16 protein-coding genes are annotated in these 14,188 nt (G+C 47.3%); 7 read left to right on the forward strand and 9 right to left on the reverse strand.

Going from position 1 to position 14,188, the window contains the following annotated elements; translation table 11 throughout:
* Positions 1-148 precede the first annotated feature (148 nt).
* The 3 genes from ACT6NU_RS00240 (at position 149) to ACT6NU_RS00250 (ending at position 4,491) form a co-directional block, all read left to right on the forward strand.
* Complete coding sequence (locus ACT6NU_RS00240) at positions 149-1,894, forward strand: DEAD/DEAH box helicase (protein WP_445382447.1); 1,746 nt, start codon at positions 149-151, stop codon at positions 1,892-1,894.
* Between the two features lie 73 nt (positions 1,895-1,967).
* Entirely contained in the window at positions 1,968-2,750 is a 783-nt protein-coding gene (locus ACT6NU_RS00245) for a carboxypeptidase-like regulatory domain-containing protein (protein ID WP_445382448.1), read from the forward strand.
* Positions 2,751-2,799: 49 nt separating this feature from the next.
* Positions 2,800-4,491: an alpha-amylase family glycosyl hydrolase gene (locus ACT6NU_RS00250; protein WP_445382449.1), complete on the forward strand. Its 1,692-nt coding sequence runs from the start codon at positions 2,800-2,802 to the stop codon at positions 4,489-4,491.
* 5 nt (positions 4,492-4,496) lie between these two features.
* On the opposite strand, the gene ACT6NU_RS00255 is transcribed toward ACT6NU_RS00250, so the two are convergent.
* The 3 genes from ACT6NU_RS00255 to ACT6NU_RS00265 are packed head-to-tail and all read right to left on the reverse strand — an operon-like array spanning position 4,497 to position 6,149.
* A complete protein-coding gene (locus ACT6NU_RS00255) occupies positions 4,497-4,877 on the reverse strand; it encodes a VOC family protein (RefSeq protein ID WP_445382450.1) in 381 nt (126 codons plus the stop codon).
* A gap of 29 nt (positions 4,878-4,906) precedes the next feature.
* Entirely contained in the window at positions 4,907-5,434 is a 528-nt protein-coding gene (locus ACT6NU_RS00260) for an SRPBCC family protein (RefSeq protein ID WP_445382451.1), read from the reverse strand.
* A gap of 43 nt (positions 5,435-5,477) precedes the next feature.
* Complete coding sequence (locus ACT6NU_RS00265; protein WP_445382452.1) at positions 5,478-6,149, reverse strand: TrmH family RNA methyltransferase; 672 nt, start codon at positions 6,147-6,149, stop codon at positions 5,478-5,480.
* An 81-nt stretch (positions 6,150-6,230) separates the two neighbouring features.
* Here ACT6NU_RS00265 and ACT6NU_RS00270 point away from each other — a divergent pair, with 81 nt between their 5' ends.
* Positions 6,231-6,926 (forward strand): SIR2 family NAD-dependent protein deacylase, encoded by a 696-nt coding sequence (locus tag ACT6NU_RS00270; RefSeq protein WP_445382453.1) that lies wholly within the window; start codon positions 6,231-6,233, stop codon positions 6,924-6,926.
* On the opposite strand, the gene ACT6NU_RS00275 is transcribed toward ACT6NU_RS00270, so the two are convergent.
* The gene (locus tag ACT6NU_RS00275; RefSeq protein WP_445382454.1) at positions 6,886-7,359 is read right to left on the reverse strand and encodes a heme-binding domain-containing protein; all 474 of its coding nucleotides are present in this window, start codon (positions 7,357-7,359) and stop codon (positions 6,886-6,888) included. The genes ACT6NU_RS00270 and ACT6NU_RS00275 overlap by 41 nt on opposite strands.
* 9 nt (positions 7,360-7,368) lie before the next feature.
* Here ACT6NU_RS00275 and ACT6NU_RS00280 point away from each other — a divergent pair, with 9 nt between their 5' ends.
* On the forward strand, positions 7,369-7,983 hold the full coding sequence (locus tag ACT6NU_RS00280; protein ID WP_445382455.1) for an adenylosuccinate lyase: 615 nt from the start codon (positions 7,369-7,371) through the stop codon (positions 7,981-7,983).
* 52 nt (positions 7,984-8,035) lie between these two features.
* Positions 8,036-9,379: an adenylosuccinate lyase gene (gene purB / locus ACT6NU_RS00285; RefSeq protein WP_445382456.1), complete on the forward strand. Its 1,344-nt coding sequence runs from the start codon at positions 8,036-8,038 to the stop codon at positions 9,377-9,379.
* Positions 9,380-9,401: 22 nt separating this feature from the next.
* On the opposite strand, the gene ACT6NU_RS00290 is transcribed toward purB, so the two are convergent.
* The 5 genes from ACT6NU_RS00290 to ACT6NU_RS00310 all read right to left on the reverse strand — a co-directional run bounded on the left by ACT6NU_RS00290 (position 9,402) and on the right by ACT6NU_RS00310 (position 12,432).
* On the reverse strand, positions 9,402-10,211 hold the full coding sequence (locus ACT6NU_RS00290; RefSeq protein ID WP_445382457.1) for a mechanosensitive ion channel family protein: 810 nt from the start codon (positions 10,209-10,211) through the stop codon (positions 9,402-9,404).
* A gap of 122 nt (positions 10,212-10,333) precedes the next feature.
* Complete coding sequence (locus ACT6NU_RS00295) at positions 10,334-10,885, reverse strand: DUF4252 domain-containing protein (protein WP_445382458.1); 552 nt, start codon at positions 10,883-10,885, stop codon at positions 10,334-10,336.
* A 67-nt stretch (positions 10,886-10,952) separates the two neighbouring features.
* Positions 10,953-11,504 (reverse strand): DUF4252 domain-containing protein, encoded by a 552-nt coding sequence (locus tag ACT6NU_RS00300; protein WP_445382459.1) that lies wholly within the window; start codon positions 11,502-11,504, stop codon positions 10,953-10,955.
* A gap of 12 nt (positions 11,505-11,516) precedes the next feature.
* Positions 11,517-11,936 carry a hypothetical protein gene (locus tag ACT6NU_RS00305; protein ID WP_445382460.1) on the reverse strand — a complete coding sequence of 140 codons (420 nt, stop codon included), beginning with the start codon at positions 11,934-11,936 and terminating at the stop codon, positions 11,517-11,519.
* Complete coding sequence (locus tag ACT6NU_RS00310; protein WP_445383816.1) at positions 11,923-12,432, reverse strand: RNA polymerase sigma factor; 510 nt, start codon at positions 12,430-12,432, stop codon at positions 11,923-11,925. Before ACT6NU_RS00310 ends, ACT6NU_RS00305 begins: the two co-directional genes overlap by 14 nt.
* Positions 12,433-12,665: 233 nt before the next feature.
* Here ACT6NU_RS00310 and ACT6NU_RS00315 point away from each other — a divergent pair, with 233 nt between their 5' ends.
* The gene (locus tag ACT6NU_RS00315; RefSeq protein WP_445382461.1) at positions 12,666-14,180 is read left to right on the forward strand and encodes a S41 family peptidase; all 1,515 of its coding nucleotides are present in this window, start codon (positions 12,666-12,668) and stop codon (positions 14,178-14,180) included.
* Positions 14,181-14,188: the final 8 nt, after the last annotated feature.

A 14,188-nucleotide genomic window follows, 5' to 3' on the forward strand; every position in this document is an offset into this window, starting at 1 on the left:
AAAAGCAGATTGTTCGGGAATTAAAAGTATCTTTGCGCCCTTATTAGTCGGCTGGTATAGCAAGTGTTGCCGTGTGTCCCAAAAATTTAGGGGGGAATAAACGCGAACGCAACATCCTACTTCGCGATTATTTCACTTAAATTAAACTATGACAACATTTGATTCTTTAGGGCTTAACAAGCCCCTTTTGGACGCCGTACAGGATATGGGGTTCGAAAAACCCTCGCAGATCCAGGAACAAACCATCCCGGTTTTACTGGAGCGGGAAACAGACCTGGTAGCCCTGGCACAAACCGGTACTGGTAAAACAGCGGCCTTTGGCTTCCCGCTAATCCAAAAAATTAATGCGGACAGCCGAACAACCCAGGGGTTGATCCTCTCCCCCACCCGGGAACTCTGCCTTCAGATTACCAATGAACTGAAATTGTATTCCAAATATGTAAAAGGCCTGAGTGTTACGGCCGTTTACGGAGGAGCCAGCATAACTGACCAGGCCCGGCAGATCAAAAAGGGCTCGCAGATTATCGTGGCCACCCCCGGACGTATAAAGGATATGATCGGCAGGGGGATGATAGACATCACCAAGATCGAGTATTGCGTACTGGATGAGGCAGATGAAATGCTGAATATGGGATTCTTTGAGGATATCAAAGACATCCTTTCCAATACCCCGAAGGATAAATCTACCTGGTTGTTTTCAGCAACCATGCCCCGGGAAGTGGCGCAGATTGCCAAAAAATTTATGCACCAGCCGGTAGAAATTACGGTAGGGGCCAAGAATACTGCCATTGATTCTGTGCGCCACGAGTACTACGTCGTTGGAGGGCGGGATCGTTATGCTGCCCTGAGAAGGCTGGCAGACGCCAATCCCGATATCTTTTCCGTTATCTTTTGCCGGACCAAAAGGGATACGCAAAAGGTAGCCGAAAAATTAATAGAGGACGGTTACAATGCAGGGGCCCTGCACGGAGACCTGAGTCAGAACCAGCGCGATCTGGTGATGTCGGCATTCCGTAAAAACCAGTTGCAACTCCTGGTCGCCACAGATGTGGCTGCCCGGGGTATTGATGTGGACGATGTAACCCATGTGATCCACTACCAGTTGCCAGACGAGACCGAAACCTATACGCACCGGAGTGGTCGTACCGGAAGAGCCGGAAAATCTGGTGTTTCCATGGTAATACTGACCCGTTCGGAAGAGCGGCGTATCCGCAGCATTGAAAAAATCATCGGCCAGTCTTTCGAGAAAAAATCCCTTCCTGAGGGGATGGAGATTTGCGAAATCCAACTGTATCACCTGGCCAACAAAATCCGAAATACAGATGTAAACCCGGAGATCAATATCTACCTGCCGGCTATTAAGGATGTATTTGAGGACCTGGACCGGGAAACACTCATTCAAAAAATGATTTCTGTGGAATTCAGCAGGTTTTACGATTTCTACAGCAAAACCAGAGATCTGAGCGCGGCAGGAGAACCCCAGGGGAACACAGCCAGAAACGACTCCGATGGCTCTACCCGCTTTTTTATTAACATAGGGGAAAAGGATGGCCTGGACTGGATGAGCCTTAAGGACCTTCTGAAAGCAACTCTTAACCTTGGGAAAGAGGATGTCTACAAGGTGGACACCAAAGACACCTTTTCTTTTTTCAATACCGATTCCAGCCTGGCGCCATTGGTACTGGAGACCTTTAAGGAACTTGAATTCCAGGGGCGAAGGGTGCACGTTGAAATCTCAAGCAATCCCTACGGAAAGGGAGGCGGATTGCGCGGTAACAAGGGTCGTGGCGGGAAGAAATCCGGGAAAGGCAAGTTTTCCTATAAAGGTAAATCCGGAAAAAAGAAAGGTAAAAAAAGTGGGAAGCCGGCTTCACGCAAGGCAGGGTATTATTAGTTAAGCCTATCCTAAAAATTGGTAATCCCCTTATTTTTTTGTTTTCTTCGTAAATCATTTTCAGGCTGGGAGTATGAAGTATGTTTTACTGAGCATTTTGGTTGGATTTTCAAGCCTGGTCCTGCGGGGGCAGGAGACGGGCAATGATTCCCGGGAAGGGGTTTTCAGCGCCGTTGTCCTGAATGCACAGACGCAGACCCCGCTCGAGAGTGTACACGTTGTAAACCTCAATCAGGTAATAGGGACCATCACCAATGCCAAAGGGGAATTTTCCATCCGGGCTGCCGTAAATGACACCCTGTATTTCTCTTACCTGGGCTTTAAATCCCAGAAAATAAGGGTGACAAATGACATGTTCCGCTTCAGCGATACCAAAATTTCACTGACCGAACTGGCCTACGCCCTTGAAGAAGTTATCATCCAGCCCTACCAGCTAACCGGCTTTCTGGAAATCGACGTAAAAAACCTGCCTATCAATACGGCTTACCAGTACAGTATCTCCGGCTTGCCGGTAAGCTATGAAGCGGGCAGCAAAAGCCCCTCTGCGGTTACCAAGGTTCTGGGGGCCATCCTGAACCCGGCAGATCTCCTCCGCAATTTATTTGGCAAACAGCCCCGGCAAATGCGGAAACTCAGGCAGATGAAAGAAGACGACCAGATTCGGGACCTGCTGGCTTCGAAATTCGACCGGGAGACACTGATGGAATTGCTGCAACTGGAAAAAGTGGATATAGAAGATATCCTGACCAACTGCAATTATTCGAGTTCCTTTATCCGAACGGCGAACGACCTGCAGATACTGGATGCGTTAAGCAGTTGTTATGAGGAGTACAAAGTGCTGAACCGCCAAAAATAAATTTTCTATTTACCCCTGCATTTTTTAGTTTTAGGCCAAAACCCATCTGATGAACAAACTGTGGCCCCTCCTGCTGCTCAGCTTCCTTTTTCTGGCCTGTAAACCCAAGGCCGAAACCCAGGAAAAAACAATACAAACGGAAACAGCATCCAAAGGAGACCTGGCTTCAGCCACGCCTTTTTACTGGGAAGGCGCAAACGTTTATTTTCTGCTTACAGATCGGTTTTACAACGCCAACTCCGAAAATGACCTGAATTACGAGCGGTCTAACGACTCCGGTATTTTAAGGGGTTTTATGGGCGGTGACCTGGCCGGAATAACGGCTAAGATCGAAGCGGGGTATTTTACGGATCTGGGGATTAATGCCATATGGTTTACCCCTGTGGTGGAACAGGTCCACGGAGACACAGACGAGGGCACTGGCAACACCTATGCGTACCACGGTTACTGGGCCAAGGACTGGACGGCCCTGGACCCGAATTTCGGAACCCGCAAGGAGCTTGAAACCCTGGTTCATACAGCCCACCAAAAGGGCATACGTATACTGATGGATGTGGTCCTTAACCATACCGGCCCGGTTACCGAAGTAGATCCGGCATGGCCTGAAGACTGGGTTAGGCTGAATCCTACCTGTACCTTTTCCGATTACGAAACCACCACAGCCTGCACACTGGTAGATAACTTACCCGATATCTATACCGAATCGGATGCTGCAGTAGAACTACCGGATGCACTGCTGGCCAAATGGAAATCTGAAGGCCGCCTCAGCATTGAGTTGGACGAATTACAGAGCTTTTTTGACCGGACCGGCTACCCCAGGGCGCCAAGATTCTACATCATCAAGTGGCTTACGGATTATGTAAATGACCTGGGAATTGACGGTTTCCGGGTAGATACCGTCAAACACGCAGATGAAAAGGCCTGGGCCGAATTGTATAAGGAGGCTGCTTTTGCCTTTGAGGCCTGGAAAAAGCGTAACCCGGATAAGGTCCTGGATGAAAATCCTTTTTATATGGTTGGGGAAGTTTATAACTACGGGGCCTCAGGCGGGCGCCTTTACGACTTTGGGGACAAGAAGGTTGACTATTTTGACCATGGGTTTCACAGCCTGATTAATTTCGAACTAAAGACAGATGCCAATAAGGACTACGAAAGTATCTTTTCCAAGTACAGCAATTTGCTGCATTCCAAGCTAAAGGGCAAAGGTGTCCTGAATTACCTGACTTCACATGATGACGGGAGTCCTTTTGACAAGGAGCGGGCAAAACCTTTTCGGACGGCCAATGTGCTGCTGCTGAGCCCGGGAACCTCTCAGGTCTATTACGGGGATGAATCGGCCCGGTCCCTTACAATTGAGGGTACCCAGGGGGATGCAACCCTGCGCTCCTTTATGAACTGGGAGGAGATAGACAGCCTGCCCCGGACTCGGGAAATTCTGGAGCATTGGCAAAAATTGGGTCAATTCCGGAAAAATCACCCGGCAGTGGGCGCCGGAAAACATAAAAGGTTGTCACGAAAGCCCTATGTATTCAGCCGTTCGCTGACAGACGGGGATTTCAGGGATAAGGTAGTAATTGGCCTGGACCTGCCAAAAGGGAAGAAATCGCTCTGGGTTAAGGGGTTTTTCGGCGACGGAACACTCCTGTACGACACGTACTCGGGTACTTCGGTAACCGTTTCCAAAGGCAAGGTCACCCTGGATAACGACTATGAGATAGCCTTACTGGAACTTGCAGATTAGATTATTTATTTGGAGGAATGCAGGGCAATGCGGTTCCCTTCAGAATCGATAAATACACCCATAAAGCCATACTCCGGGCTTATTTGCCTTTTCTCCACAACAATTTTCCCGCCAGCCTGCTCTACCCGGCCTAATTCGTGATTTACATCTTCCGAAGAAAAATAGAGTAGCGGCCCCTTGGATTCGCTGGGAAAATACCAGTCCGGATGCCGGATCAGGGTCCCGGATGCCCCGCTTTTCCCTTCTGCTGAAGGGAACCATCCCATTTCGAGTTCACCCATCTGGTGTAAATCAATGGCCACCCCAAAGACCGCTTCGTAAAATTTTATTGCCCGCTGCATATCCGTTACCGGGATTTCGAACCAGGTTACCATATTTTGTTTCATGGCTGATGACATTATATTTATTCCTAAGGTTATTTTGCTTCCAATTTTCCTTTTAGATTGGATAAGCCTTCCTCAAAATCCTTGCCCACCATTTTATCCATACTCATAAAGAGCATCATAAATCGCATAGGGAAACCGTTGGTCCCTGAAAACCCCCAACGCACCCGGCTGCGATCCTCGTCCAGCGCTTCGACCTCTATATAGGCATCTGAAACCGATTTGAACGGTTTGAGAAAGCGCAGTTCCGATTCAATTCTTTTGCCTGGGTATACCGCAGTAATCTCCTGTTCGCCGGAGCCAACTTCCCGGTTCCCTTCCCAGAAGCTAACGGCTCCTACCGATCCGTCTTCACCTCTGAATTCTTTTTTCATGTTGGGGTCTTTTCGGGCCCAAGGAGACCAGTCATCCTGGTTTTTAAGGAATTTGAGGTATTCAAATACCTCAGCAGCAGGCCTTGAGATTTCTACAGATCTTGAAATGTCGTATTTTGAAGGAGCTATTAAATAGAGTATCGTTAGAATTACAAGTACTCCGATTACAATATACAGAGCTGTCATTTGTACTAAGATGGATTGGTTAGGCTATACAAAATACAAAAAATTAGGCCCTCTTGCTATACCGTTCAATTATTTGGTCCACCCCATTTATGGATTTACATGTCCAGTCTAAGCGCTTTTCCAATATGTCGTCTTCAGACAATCCCCAGGCGATATCAGAAGCCCGCAACCGGCTGCTGAGCTGCTGAATGATAATGGCGGCAGCCACAGAGATATTAAGGCTCTCGCTAAATCCGTACATCGGGATCTTTAACCGCATATCTGCACAACTCAGTATTTCCTGGCTGAGGCCCTCTTTTTCAGTGCCAAAGAACAAAGCCAATGGTCTGCCCAGGGGGATGTTTTCAGGGCTAAAACATTCACCATGAGGGGTGGTGGCTACAATGCTGAAACCCCTGTTCTTCAAAGCCTCCAAACAGGCCTCCGGGCCTGTGTATCGACTTATATCTACCCATTTCTGAGCACCCAGTGCAATATTTTTATCTAGGCGCTGTCCAAAGCGCTTTTCGATCAGATGCGCCTCCTGCAGGCCAAATACATCACAGGAGCGGACTACTGCACTGGCATTGTGCATTTGGAATACATCTTCCAGGGCCACTGTAAGATAACGTGTGCGCTTTTTGAGAATCTCCTCAAAACGCTTGCTGCGTTCAGGACTAATAAATCCCTCAAGATATTCCAGTAATTGTATTTTAGGGTCTGAAGGTGAATACATGAGGCCGATCAGGTGTAGCTGATTTAAAATTACTAATTTGATGCTGAGTTCAGGCTTTTAAAATAACGCAATCTTCTGCAGATGGAAAAACTGGTAGTATTGAGCGGGGCAGGCATGAGCGCCGATTCCGGAATTAAAACCTTCAGGGATGCCGATGGTCTTTGGGAAGGCCATGATGTGATGCAGGTTGCCTCCCCTGAAGGCTTTGCTGCCAATCCAGAGCTGGTGCTTGAGTTTTACAATCAGCGCAGAAGACAGCTTAAAGAAGTACAGCCCAACTCCGGGCATATGGCCATTGCCAGCCTGCAGGAATATTTCGATGTACAGGTGATTACACAAAACATTGACGACCTGCATGAAAGAGCTGGTAGCAGAAAGGTGGTCCATCTGCACGGGGAATTGCTGAAAGCGCGCAGTACCGGGCCTGAAATGGAAATTCTGAACTGGGGAGGCGACCTGGTATGGGGTGACCTATGCCCTGCCGGGTATCAGCTCAGGCCACATATAGTTTGGTTTGGGGAAGCCGTGCCCGAATTGGAGCTTGCGGCCCATTTAACGGCAGAAGCCGATATTCTGATGGTTGTGGGGACATCCCTGCAGGTTTACCCGGCAGCCGGGCTATTGCACTACAAAGCCTCAGGAGTACCGCTGTATTTAATTGATCCGAGACCGGCCCTGCAGGAAAACGCAATGGATTCCCTGGAGATAATTAAGGCCCGTGCTGCGGAAGGGGTCCCTATTCTGGCAAAGCGTTTAATCGATACAGTACGCGGGTAGCTTCTGCCCACTCGATTACAGCCTTTCTTTGGGCCTCCGTAAGCCGGGCACCCGCATGCGTCCAGGTATATTCATTTAAGGGCATCTCCCCTGACTCTATCGTTTCTGCTACCTCCTCCAGCTTATGGTCCTTCTTTTTGGCGTCATAGGAATTCCAGGCGGAAAAGTTAAGATGCTGCTTCCCGTTGTTTATATGTTCTGCCAACCAATAGGATACCGGGGCAATGTTATTATACCAGGGATATTCGCTATGGTTGCTATGGCAATCAAAGCAATTGCTTTTCATTATAAGCTTCACATTTTCCGGAGGATTGGTTTCTGTAAAAAAAGGGATCAGATGATCCGAGTGATCAATATTTTTTTCCGGTCTCACAAACTGAATCCCAAGCAGAAAAAGCAGCAGGAGGATGGCGATTTTTTTTGGTACTTTCATACTTGATATTTGCGTTTAAATTTAAGAGATAATTTGGGCTCCCAGTTAAAAAAACGACTGGAAAAAGTAAGCGCTCTGAGGAAAAGCCGTCAGCAAATGGCTTTTGAGGTAATTGAGCGACCGGAATGGTTCAAACCACTACTGGAAATTGGCCTGGTTGAAAATAACCGCAACGGGAGTCGCGCCTGCTGGGTTCTCGAATTTGTATGTAAAAAACAGCTTTGGGAGCTGTATCCGCATCTGGACCGCTTTACCTCCGGACTTATTGGCGTTAACCCCCAATCCTCAATCAGACCGCTGGCCAAGATCTGTGAATTACTGACAGAGGCCTATTACAAAGCTCCTGCTTCGGCTTATACCCCACCCCTGACTGCTCTCCATAAGGAACGTATTGCCGAGGCCTGTTTTAGATGGCTACTCGGTCCCTGCAAGGTTGCCCCAAAAGCCTACAGCATGCAGTGTCTTTTTCTGCTCGGAACAGAAATCCACTGGATTCATGACGAAATGGCAGCCATTACAACCCGCTATTACAATCAGGAAAGCCCCGCTTATCAGGCGCGAACCCGTCAGGTTATGGGGCGTATCAAAAAATTCAGAAAGTCGGGAAGCCTGAAAGGGATATAGGGTAAGAGCCCAAATATGAGTATCTTTGCGTTTTCCTAAAAACGAGCATGCTATGGCATCTTCCCATTTACAGGCAATTTCACCTATAGACGGACGCTATTTCAGCAAGGTGGAAGGCCTGAGTAACTTCTTCTCTGAAGCCGCCCTGATCCGCTATAGAATCCGAGTGGAGGTGGAGTATTTTATCGCCCTCTGTGAATTGCCGCTGCCGCAATTAAAAGGCTTTGATCCGATTCATTTTAAAGCCCTCAGGGAACTCTATACAGACTTTAAACCTGCAGACGCAGAGGCCGTTAAAAGCATCGAGAAAACAACCAACCACGATGTAAAGGCTGTGGAATATTTTATTAAGCAGCAATTTGATGCGCTGGGCCTGCAAGACTTTAAGGAATTTATTCATTTCGGGCTCACTTCGCAAGACATCAACAATACAGCCATCCCGCTTTCCCTGAAAGAAGTACTGCAGGAAGAATACCTGCCGGGATTTACTTCCCTGGCCGAAAAAATCGAGAATTTATCCAAGGAGTGGCAGCATATCCCCATGCTGGCCCGTACTCACGGTCAGCCGGCCTCCCCCACACGACTCGGAAAAGAAATACAGGTATACTGTGAAAGGCTTGACCAACAGCTGAACGTCCTCAAAAAAATCCCTATGGGGGCTAAATTTGGAGGGGCAACAGGAAATTTCAATGCACACAAGGTTGCTTATCCGGAAATAGACTGGAAAGCTTTTGGCCGCCGTTTTGTAGAAAAACAACTGGGGCTGCATTATTCCTTTCCCACCACCCAGATTGAGCATTATGACCACATGGCAGCCCTTTTTGATGCCCTCAAACGTATTAATACCATCCTGATTGATCTGGACCGCGATTTCTGGACTTATATCTCCATGGATTACTTCAAACAGCAGATCAAAGCCGGGGAAGTGGGTTCGTCGGCCATGCCTCATAAGGTAAACCCCATTGACTTTGAAAATTCAGAAGGTAACCTGGGTATTGCCAATGCCCTGTTTGAACACCTGGCCGCCAAATTACCGGTTTCCAGGCTGCAGCGAGATCTTACCGACAGTACGGTTCTGAGGAATGTAGGGGTTCCCTTTGCCCATACCCTGATTGCCTTTCAGGCTACCTTAAAAGGCCTCGGTAAATTGTTGTTAAATGCAGAAAAGATTGCTGCTGACCTGGAGCAGAACTGGGCGGTGGTTGCAGAGGCTATACAAACCATCCTCAGACGGGAGGGCTACCCCAATCCATATGAAGCCTTAAAAGGACTGACCCGAACCAACGAAGCGATAACGCGAGAGACTATCGGGCGGTTTATTGATACCCTCAGCGTGAGCCAGGACATTAAAAAGGAACTCAAAAATATCAGCCCCTCTAATTATACCGGAATTTAATAGGTATACCGCAGCAAATTACCTATTTCTGTACCTGTACGCGATGCGGGTACGGGATTTCAATGCCAGCTGCATCCAGGGCCAGTTTACTGCCTTCATAGGTGTCAAAATACACCTGCCAGTAATCTTCAGGTTTGCAATACGGCCTTACTGCAAAATTCACCGAGCTATCCGCCAGTTCCATCACATTTACGGTAGGGGCTGGCTCCTTAAGGACCCTGGGGTTTGAAGTGAGTACCTCCATCAGGACTTTTTTGGTCTGGGCGATATCCGAGGCGTAATCTACCCCAATGACGGTATCCACACGAATTTGCCCCAGGGCTGTGTAATTGATGATATTGCCATTGGCCATTGCCCCATTGGGGACAATAGCCAGTTTGTTCTGAGGAGTGGCCAGTTTGGTGGTAAAAATATCGATCAGCCGCACCGTTCCTATGGTTCCCTGTGCCTCAATAAGGTCTCCAATCTTATAGGGTTTAAAAACCAGAATAAGCACTCCTCCGGCAAAGTTTGAAAGAGACCCTTGCAGTGCCAGGCCAACAGCCAGGCCGGCAGCGGCTATCACAGCCGCAAAGGTAGTGACATCAACCCCCAACTGGTCTACAACCACCAGGATAAGCAGGATTCGCAGGGCCCAGGTGAGCAATCGCATCAGGAAGCGTTTCAGGGATTCCTCGTAGTTGCTTTTTTCCATGACCCTGCGAAGGGCCCCGATTAATTTTTTAATAACCCAGGAACCGATGATATAAATAATAATAGCCCCGATCACCCGTGGGCCAAAGGTTACAATGAAGTCAATTCCTTTTTCGATCCAGACCTGTGCGTCTTCCATATTCTTTCAGATTTAGAGAGTGATCCATTTATCAGTTGCTGTCAAGATAAAGCAATCGGATAAAAAAAAGAAATCCCGGAAACCAACAGGCTTCCGGGATCTGATTTGCATTGAATATTTGATTAACCTTTAAGCAGGCCGGTAAGCTCCGAGAAGCCTTCCCCCTTTAAGTCCGAACTTTCGATACTCTGCATGAGTTGTACAATGTAAGCCGGGTTCATATCCCTTCCCAGCACACGGATCAGTGCAAAGCCATTTTCACTGCTGTTCCCGTAAATAATCACCTCATCAATGGCATCCCCCTCGCCCAGGTACTTGATCACTCCCTTGCCGTATTTGGAATTTAATTTCATCAGCTCCTTGTAAGCGGGCTGCTTTAAAATCGCCTTTACCTTTGCACTTTCTTCCTGGAAGGCCGCTTCATTTTCGGTCGTCTTCATAAATGCCAGGATATTGAGTTTGCGAAAAGAGCCCAGGGCCTTTTGTTCCTGCTCGCTTAAGTTCATCTGGTCCAGTTTCAGGATATTGGCCGGTACGTCCAGAGACCGGAAATTTGGATTTTCAGCATTATCCACATAGTATTCCTGAAGGCTTTGAGTACTGGAGCATCCCAGTGCCAGCAATAAAATGGTAAAGCTTCCCAGAAGAGCAGACAAACGGTATTTACTTTTCATCTTTGTTGGTTTAATGCCAAAAAATGGGGCAGGACCTCCTACCCCATTATTGACAGAACTGATTTTTTTAATTTGATTTTTTCTTCTCTGCCTTATTCAACTCTGATGGCAGGTTCATTTTCTTGGTAAGCGATCCGATTTTGGTCAGGTCGATATCCCCGGTCAGGGTCAATAAAACCGTTTCGATCTTACGGTCGTTCACTTCCATATCCATGTTCTTGATTCCGGTTACGAACATCAGCAATTCACTAACGTGGTCAGCATCCTTACCGTTTCGCACATAGAATTTCACATTGGCATCTTTGTCCTTAACCCGCATCAATTCCTCCAGAGAGGCAGATTTCAGGTAGCGGTCCACGGTAGACTTCATATCTGCCGACACACCTTTATCTTCAGTAATGAAGACCTTTACTCCGCTAAGGCTCTTGGCTATTTCCATAAACTCTTTGGCCTCAGGGTCGTCCACATCTACATCCATCTTGATCAGCAGATCGAACATATTTTTATTGACAATCACTGAACTCACCTCATCCATATCTTCGTATTTGTCAAAAATGGACTGAGCGCTTCCCAACAGGGGAGTCATCAGCAATAATGCAATAGCTACAAGTTTTTTCATCGTTTTCGTTTTTTAATTGTTTTTGTAAATTTTTTGTTTTGTTTCCTCAAATTCATTCAGATAGGCGACCTTCTGGGTCCCCCGGTCTAAATTTTGTGCAATAAGGCCAAGGGCCCTGCGCGTTTCCTGATAAGCGTACTCCGCTTCCTGCTGGTCGTGAACCCGCTTACCAAAATACAAGCCAAGCATCAGAACGGCTACCGCTGCAACGGAAATCCACTGGTAATAATTCCTTCTGGTTTTTAATGGAACCTGCCTGCTGAACTGTTCATTCTTGGCTTCGGAGAAGAAAGCAAACATCGGTTTGTATTGTTCCAGGTGCGGGGCTACCCCCTCTTTGGCAAAATACTCCCTGAGTTTTTCCTCCTCAGCTACCGTAGTGGTGGCCTCAAAGTACTTCTCCATTAATTTTTCTATTCTATCCAATTCCATGGCGATGTTTTTCTAAAAGTTTTTCTCTAACGGCTTTTCGGGCCCTGGATAAGTTTACACGCACTGCGGTCGGTTTCATATCCAGTAATTTTTCAATCTCTTCGTATTCATAGGACTCCACGTCACGGAGCTGTAAAATCATTCGCTGCTGCTCCGGCAACTCATCCATTATTCTCTCTACCCAGTTTACGCTGTCCCGCACTTCCAGTTGTTTCTGCAGGGAGGCCTGGCCATCTGCATAATTACTGTGGACCAGTTTCAGGTTTCCCGATTGTTTTGATTTCAATCGGTCCAGGCAGAAATTTTTTGTCATTGTCATGGCGAATGCCTCTACATTCTTATACGTCTTCATGCGTTTCTTTCCTGCCCAGAGTTTCATCAGGATTTCCTGAGTAGCATCTTCAGCCTCCTCAGAGGAAATCAACAGCCGTTTTGCCAGACGGTATAACTTATCTTTAAAGGGCATCACGGTTTCCAAGAACTCAGACTGCGTCATTACAATAGGTTGGGTTGTTGTAGTCACCTTCTCTTATTGGGTTACACAAGCAAGACGACACTAATCGAATTTTGTTACAAAAAATTTTTTATTCCTCGGTTTGTCCCTATTTTAGGGCATATAAAACTAAGAATTAAAGCCTTAAAAGGGCTGATTTTCACCACTTTTGCCAAAATAGTTCCCCCTGAGCAAAGGCTTGGAACGATCTTTGGTGAAAGTTTTATAAAAATGCAATGAAAAAGTTTATTATCCTCTTTGCTGTCCTGATAGTTGCAGGATGCAGCAAAAATGACGACGGCCTGGACCCAAATGGCCCTTCTGTTGTCCTTGAAGATGTTGTGACGCAAAACTTTATGTGGCGTGCTTCCAACCTCTGGTATTTCTGGCAGGCAGATGTCCCCAACCTGGCGGATGAACGCTTAACCAACGATTTTCAGGAATATTTGGAATTCCTGGACTCCGAAGCCAGCCCCGGCGCCTTTTTCGACAATCAGCTTCGTTTTGTTGAAGACCGCTTTACCTATTACAGTGCAGATTATAAAGAACTCACCAATAGCCTTGGCGGGATTGAGCAGAACAATGGGATGGAATTTAAGATTAGCTACAACGACGCTAATGGCAATAACACTTTTGACGGATCTGACCCTGGCTTTGGTTACGTAATTTATGTGCTGCCGGGTTCCAATGCCGCTACCACCAGTATTCAGCGCGGGGATCTCTTCACCGCTGTGGACGGGCAGAATATTACCGGAGCCAATTACCGCGACCTGCTTTTTGGCGAGAATGCCACTTACACGCTTACCATGGCTGATCTTGTAGATGGAACCCTTACTCCCAATGGTACGGAAATTACCCTGACCAAGGAGGAGAATTTCCAGGAAGACCCACTTCATGTAGTTACAACCCTGGATGTGAACGGTCAGAAAATCGGATATCTGATGTACAACCGTTTCCTGAATGAATACGACGAACAGCTCAATGCCGCTTTCGGCAATTTTCTGTCAGATGGGATAACGGACCTGGTTGTAGACCTGCGCTATAACCCTGGAGGTTCCGTAAACACTTCCCGCCTGCTGGCCAGTATGATCTACGGTACCAATACAAATGATCTGTACCTGAGGGAACGCTGGAATCCTAAAATAGAAGAGGCCTTTACTTCTGGCAATCCCAATGCCCTCGAACAGTACTTTGCTAACCAAACCGGAGACGGGACCAGTCTGAATACCCTGAACCTAAACAGGGTTTATATAATCACAACCGGTTTCAGCGCCTCCGCCAGTGAATTGCTGATCAACTGCCTGGACCCGTATATGGAAGTTATTACGATTGGAAGAACCACCCGCGGAAAAAATGAATTCTCACTGACCATGGTAGATGATGAGGACAGAAACGGAGCCCCTTTCGTATATACCCCCAGCAGGGAAGGGAATATCAACCCTGACAACCCATGGGCCATGCAACTTATACTGGGGCGTAATGAGAATGCGGCCGGTTTCTCCGATTATACTGCCGGGCTGCCCCCGGATATATCACAGTCCGAAGACCTGGAGAATATGGGGGTCCTGGGAGATGTTAATGAACCCTTACTGGCCCGTGCCCTTTCAGAAATTACTGGCGTTTCAGGTAAACAATCTTTTGATGTGATGCGACCAGCTAATCCGGTTTATTCTTCGAGAATCGCCAAACCCATGCGGGACATTATGCTGCTGGATCGTGAGATCCGGTTGCCGGAAATTCCAAAACAATAAAAAAAGCC

This window comes from Robiginitalea rubriflava (genome assembly GCF_052540725.1).

Excerpts from the sequence above, each read along its gene's own strand:
- ACT6NU_RS00240 (WP_445382447.1), top strand. The coding sequence starts at position 149 with ATGACAACATTTGATTCTTTAGGGCTTAACAAGCCCCTTTTGGACGCC.
- ACT6NU_RS00245 (WP_445382448.1), top strand. The coding sequence starts at position 1,968 with ATGAAGTATGTTTTACTGAGCATTTTGGTTGGATTTTCAAGCCTGGTC.
- ACT6NU_RS00250 (WP_445382449.1), top strand. The coding sequence starts at position 2,800 with ATGAACAAACTGTGGCCCCTCCTGCTGCTCAGCTTCCTTTTTCTGGCC.
- ACT6NU_RS00255 (WP_445382450.1), bottom strand. The coding sequence starts at position 4,877 with ATGAAACAAAATATGGTAACCTGGTTCGAAATCCCGGTAACGGATATG.
- ACT6NU_RS00260 (WP_445382451.1), bottom strand. The coding sequence starts at position 5,434 with ATGACAGCTCTGTATATTGTAATCGGAGTACTTGTAATTCTAACGATA.
- ACT6NU_RS00265 (WP_445382452.1), bottom strand. The coding sequence starts at position 6,149 with ATGTATTCACCTTCAGACCCTAAAATACAATTACTGGAATATCTTGAG.
- ACT6NU_RS00270 (WP_445382453.1), top strand. The coding sequence starts at position 6,231 with ATGGAAAAACTGGTAGTATTGAGCGGGGCAGGCATGAGCGCCGATTCC.
- ACT6NU_RS00275 (WP_445382454.1), bottom strand. The coding sequence starts at position 7,359 with ATGAAAGTACCAAAAAAAATCGCCATCCTCCTGCTGCTTTTTCTGCTT.
- purB (WP_445382456.1), top strand. The coding sequence starts at position 8,036 with ATGGCATCTTCCCATTTACAGGCAATTTCACCTATAGACGGACGCTAT.
- ACT6NU_RS00290 (WP_445382457.1), bottom strand. The coding sequence starts at position 10,211 with ATGGAAGACGCACAGGTCTGGATCGAAAAAGGAATTGACTTCATTGTA.
- ACT6NU_RS00295 (WP_445382458.1), bottom strand. The coding sequence starts at position 10,885 with ATGAAAAGTAAATACCGTTTGTCTGCTCTTCTGGGAAGCTTTACCATT.
- ACT6NU_RS00300 (WP_445382459.1), bottom strand. The coding sequence starts at position 11,504 with ATGAAAAAACTTGTAGCTATTGCATTATTGCTGATGACTCCCCTGTTG.
- ACT6NU_RS00305 (WP_445382460.1), bottom strand. The coding sequence starts at position 11,936 with ATGGAATTGGATAGAATAGAAAAATTAATGGAGAAGTACTTTGAGGCC.
- ACT6NU_RS00310 (WP_445383816.1), bottom strand. The coding sequence starts at position 12,432 with ATGACGCAGTCTGAGTTCTTGGAAACCGTGATGCCCTTTAAAGATAAG.
- ACT6NU_RS00315 (WP_445382461.1), top strand. The coding sequence starts at position 12,666 with ATGAAAAAGTTTATTATCCTCTTTGCTGTCCTGATAGTTGCAGGATGC.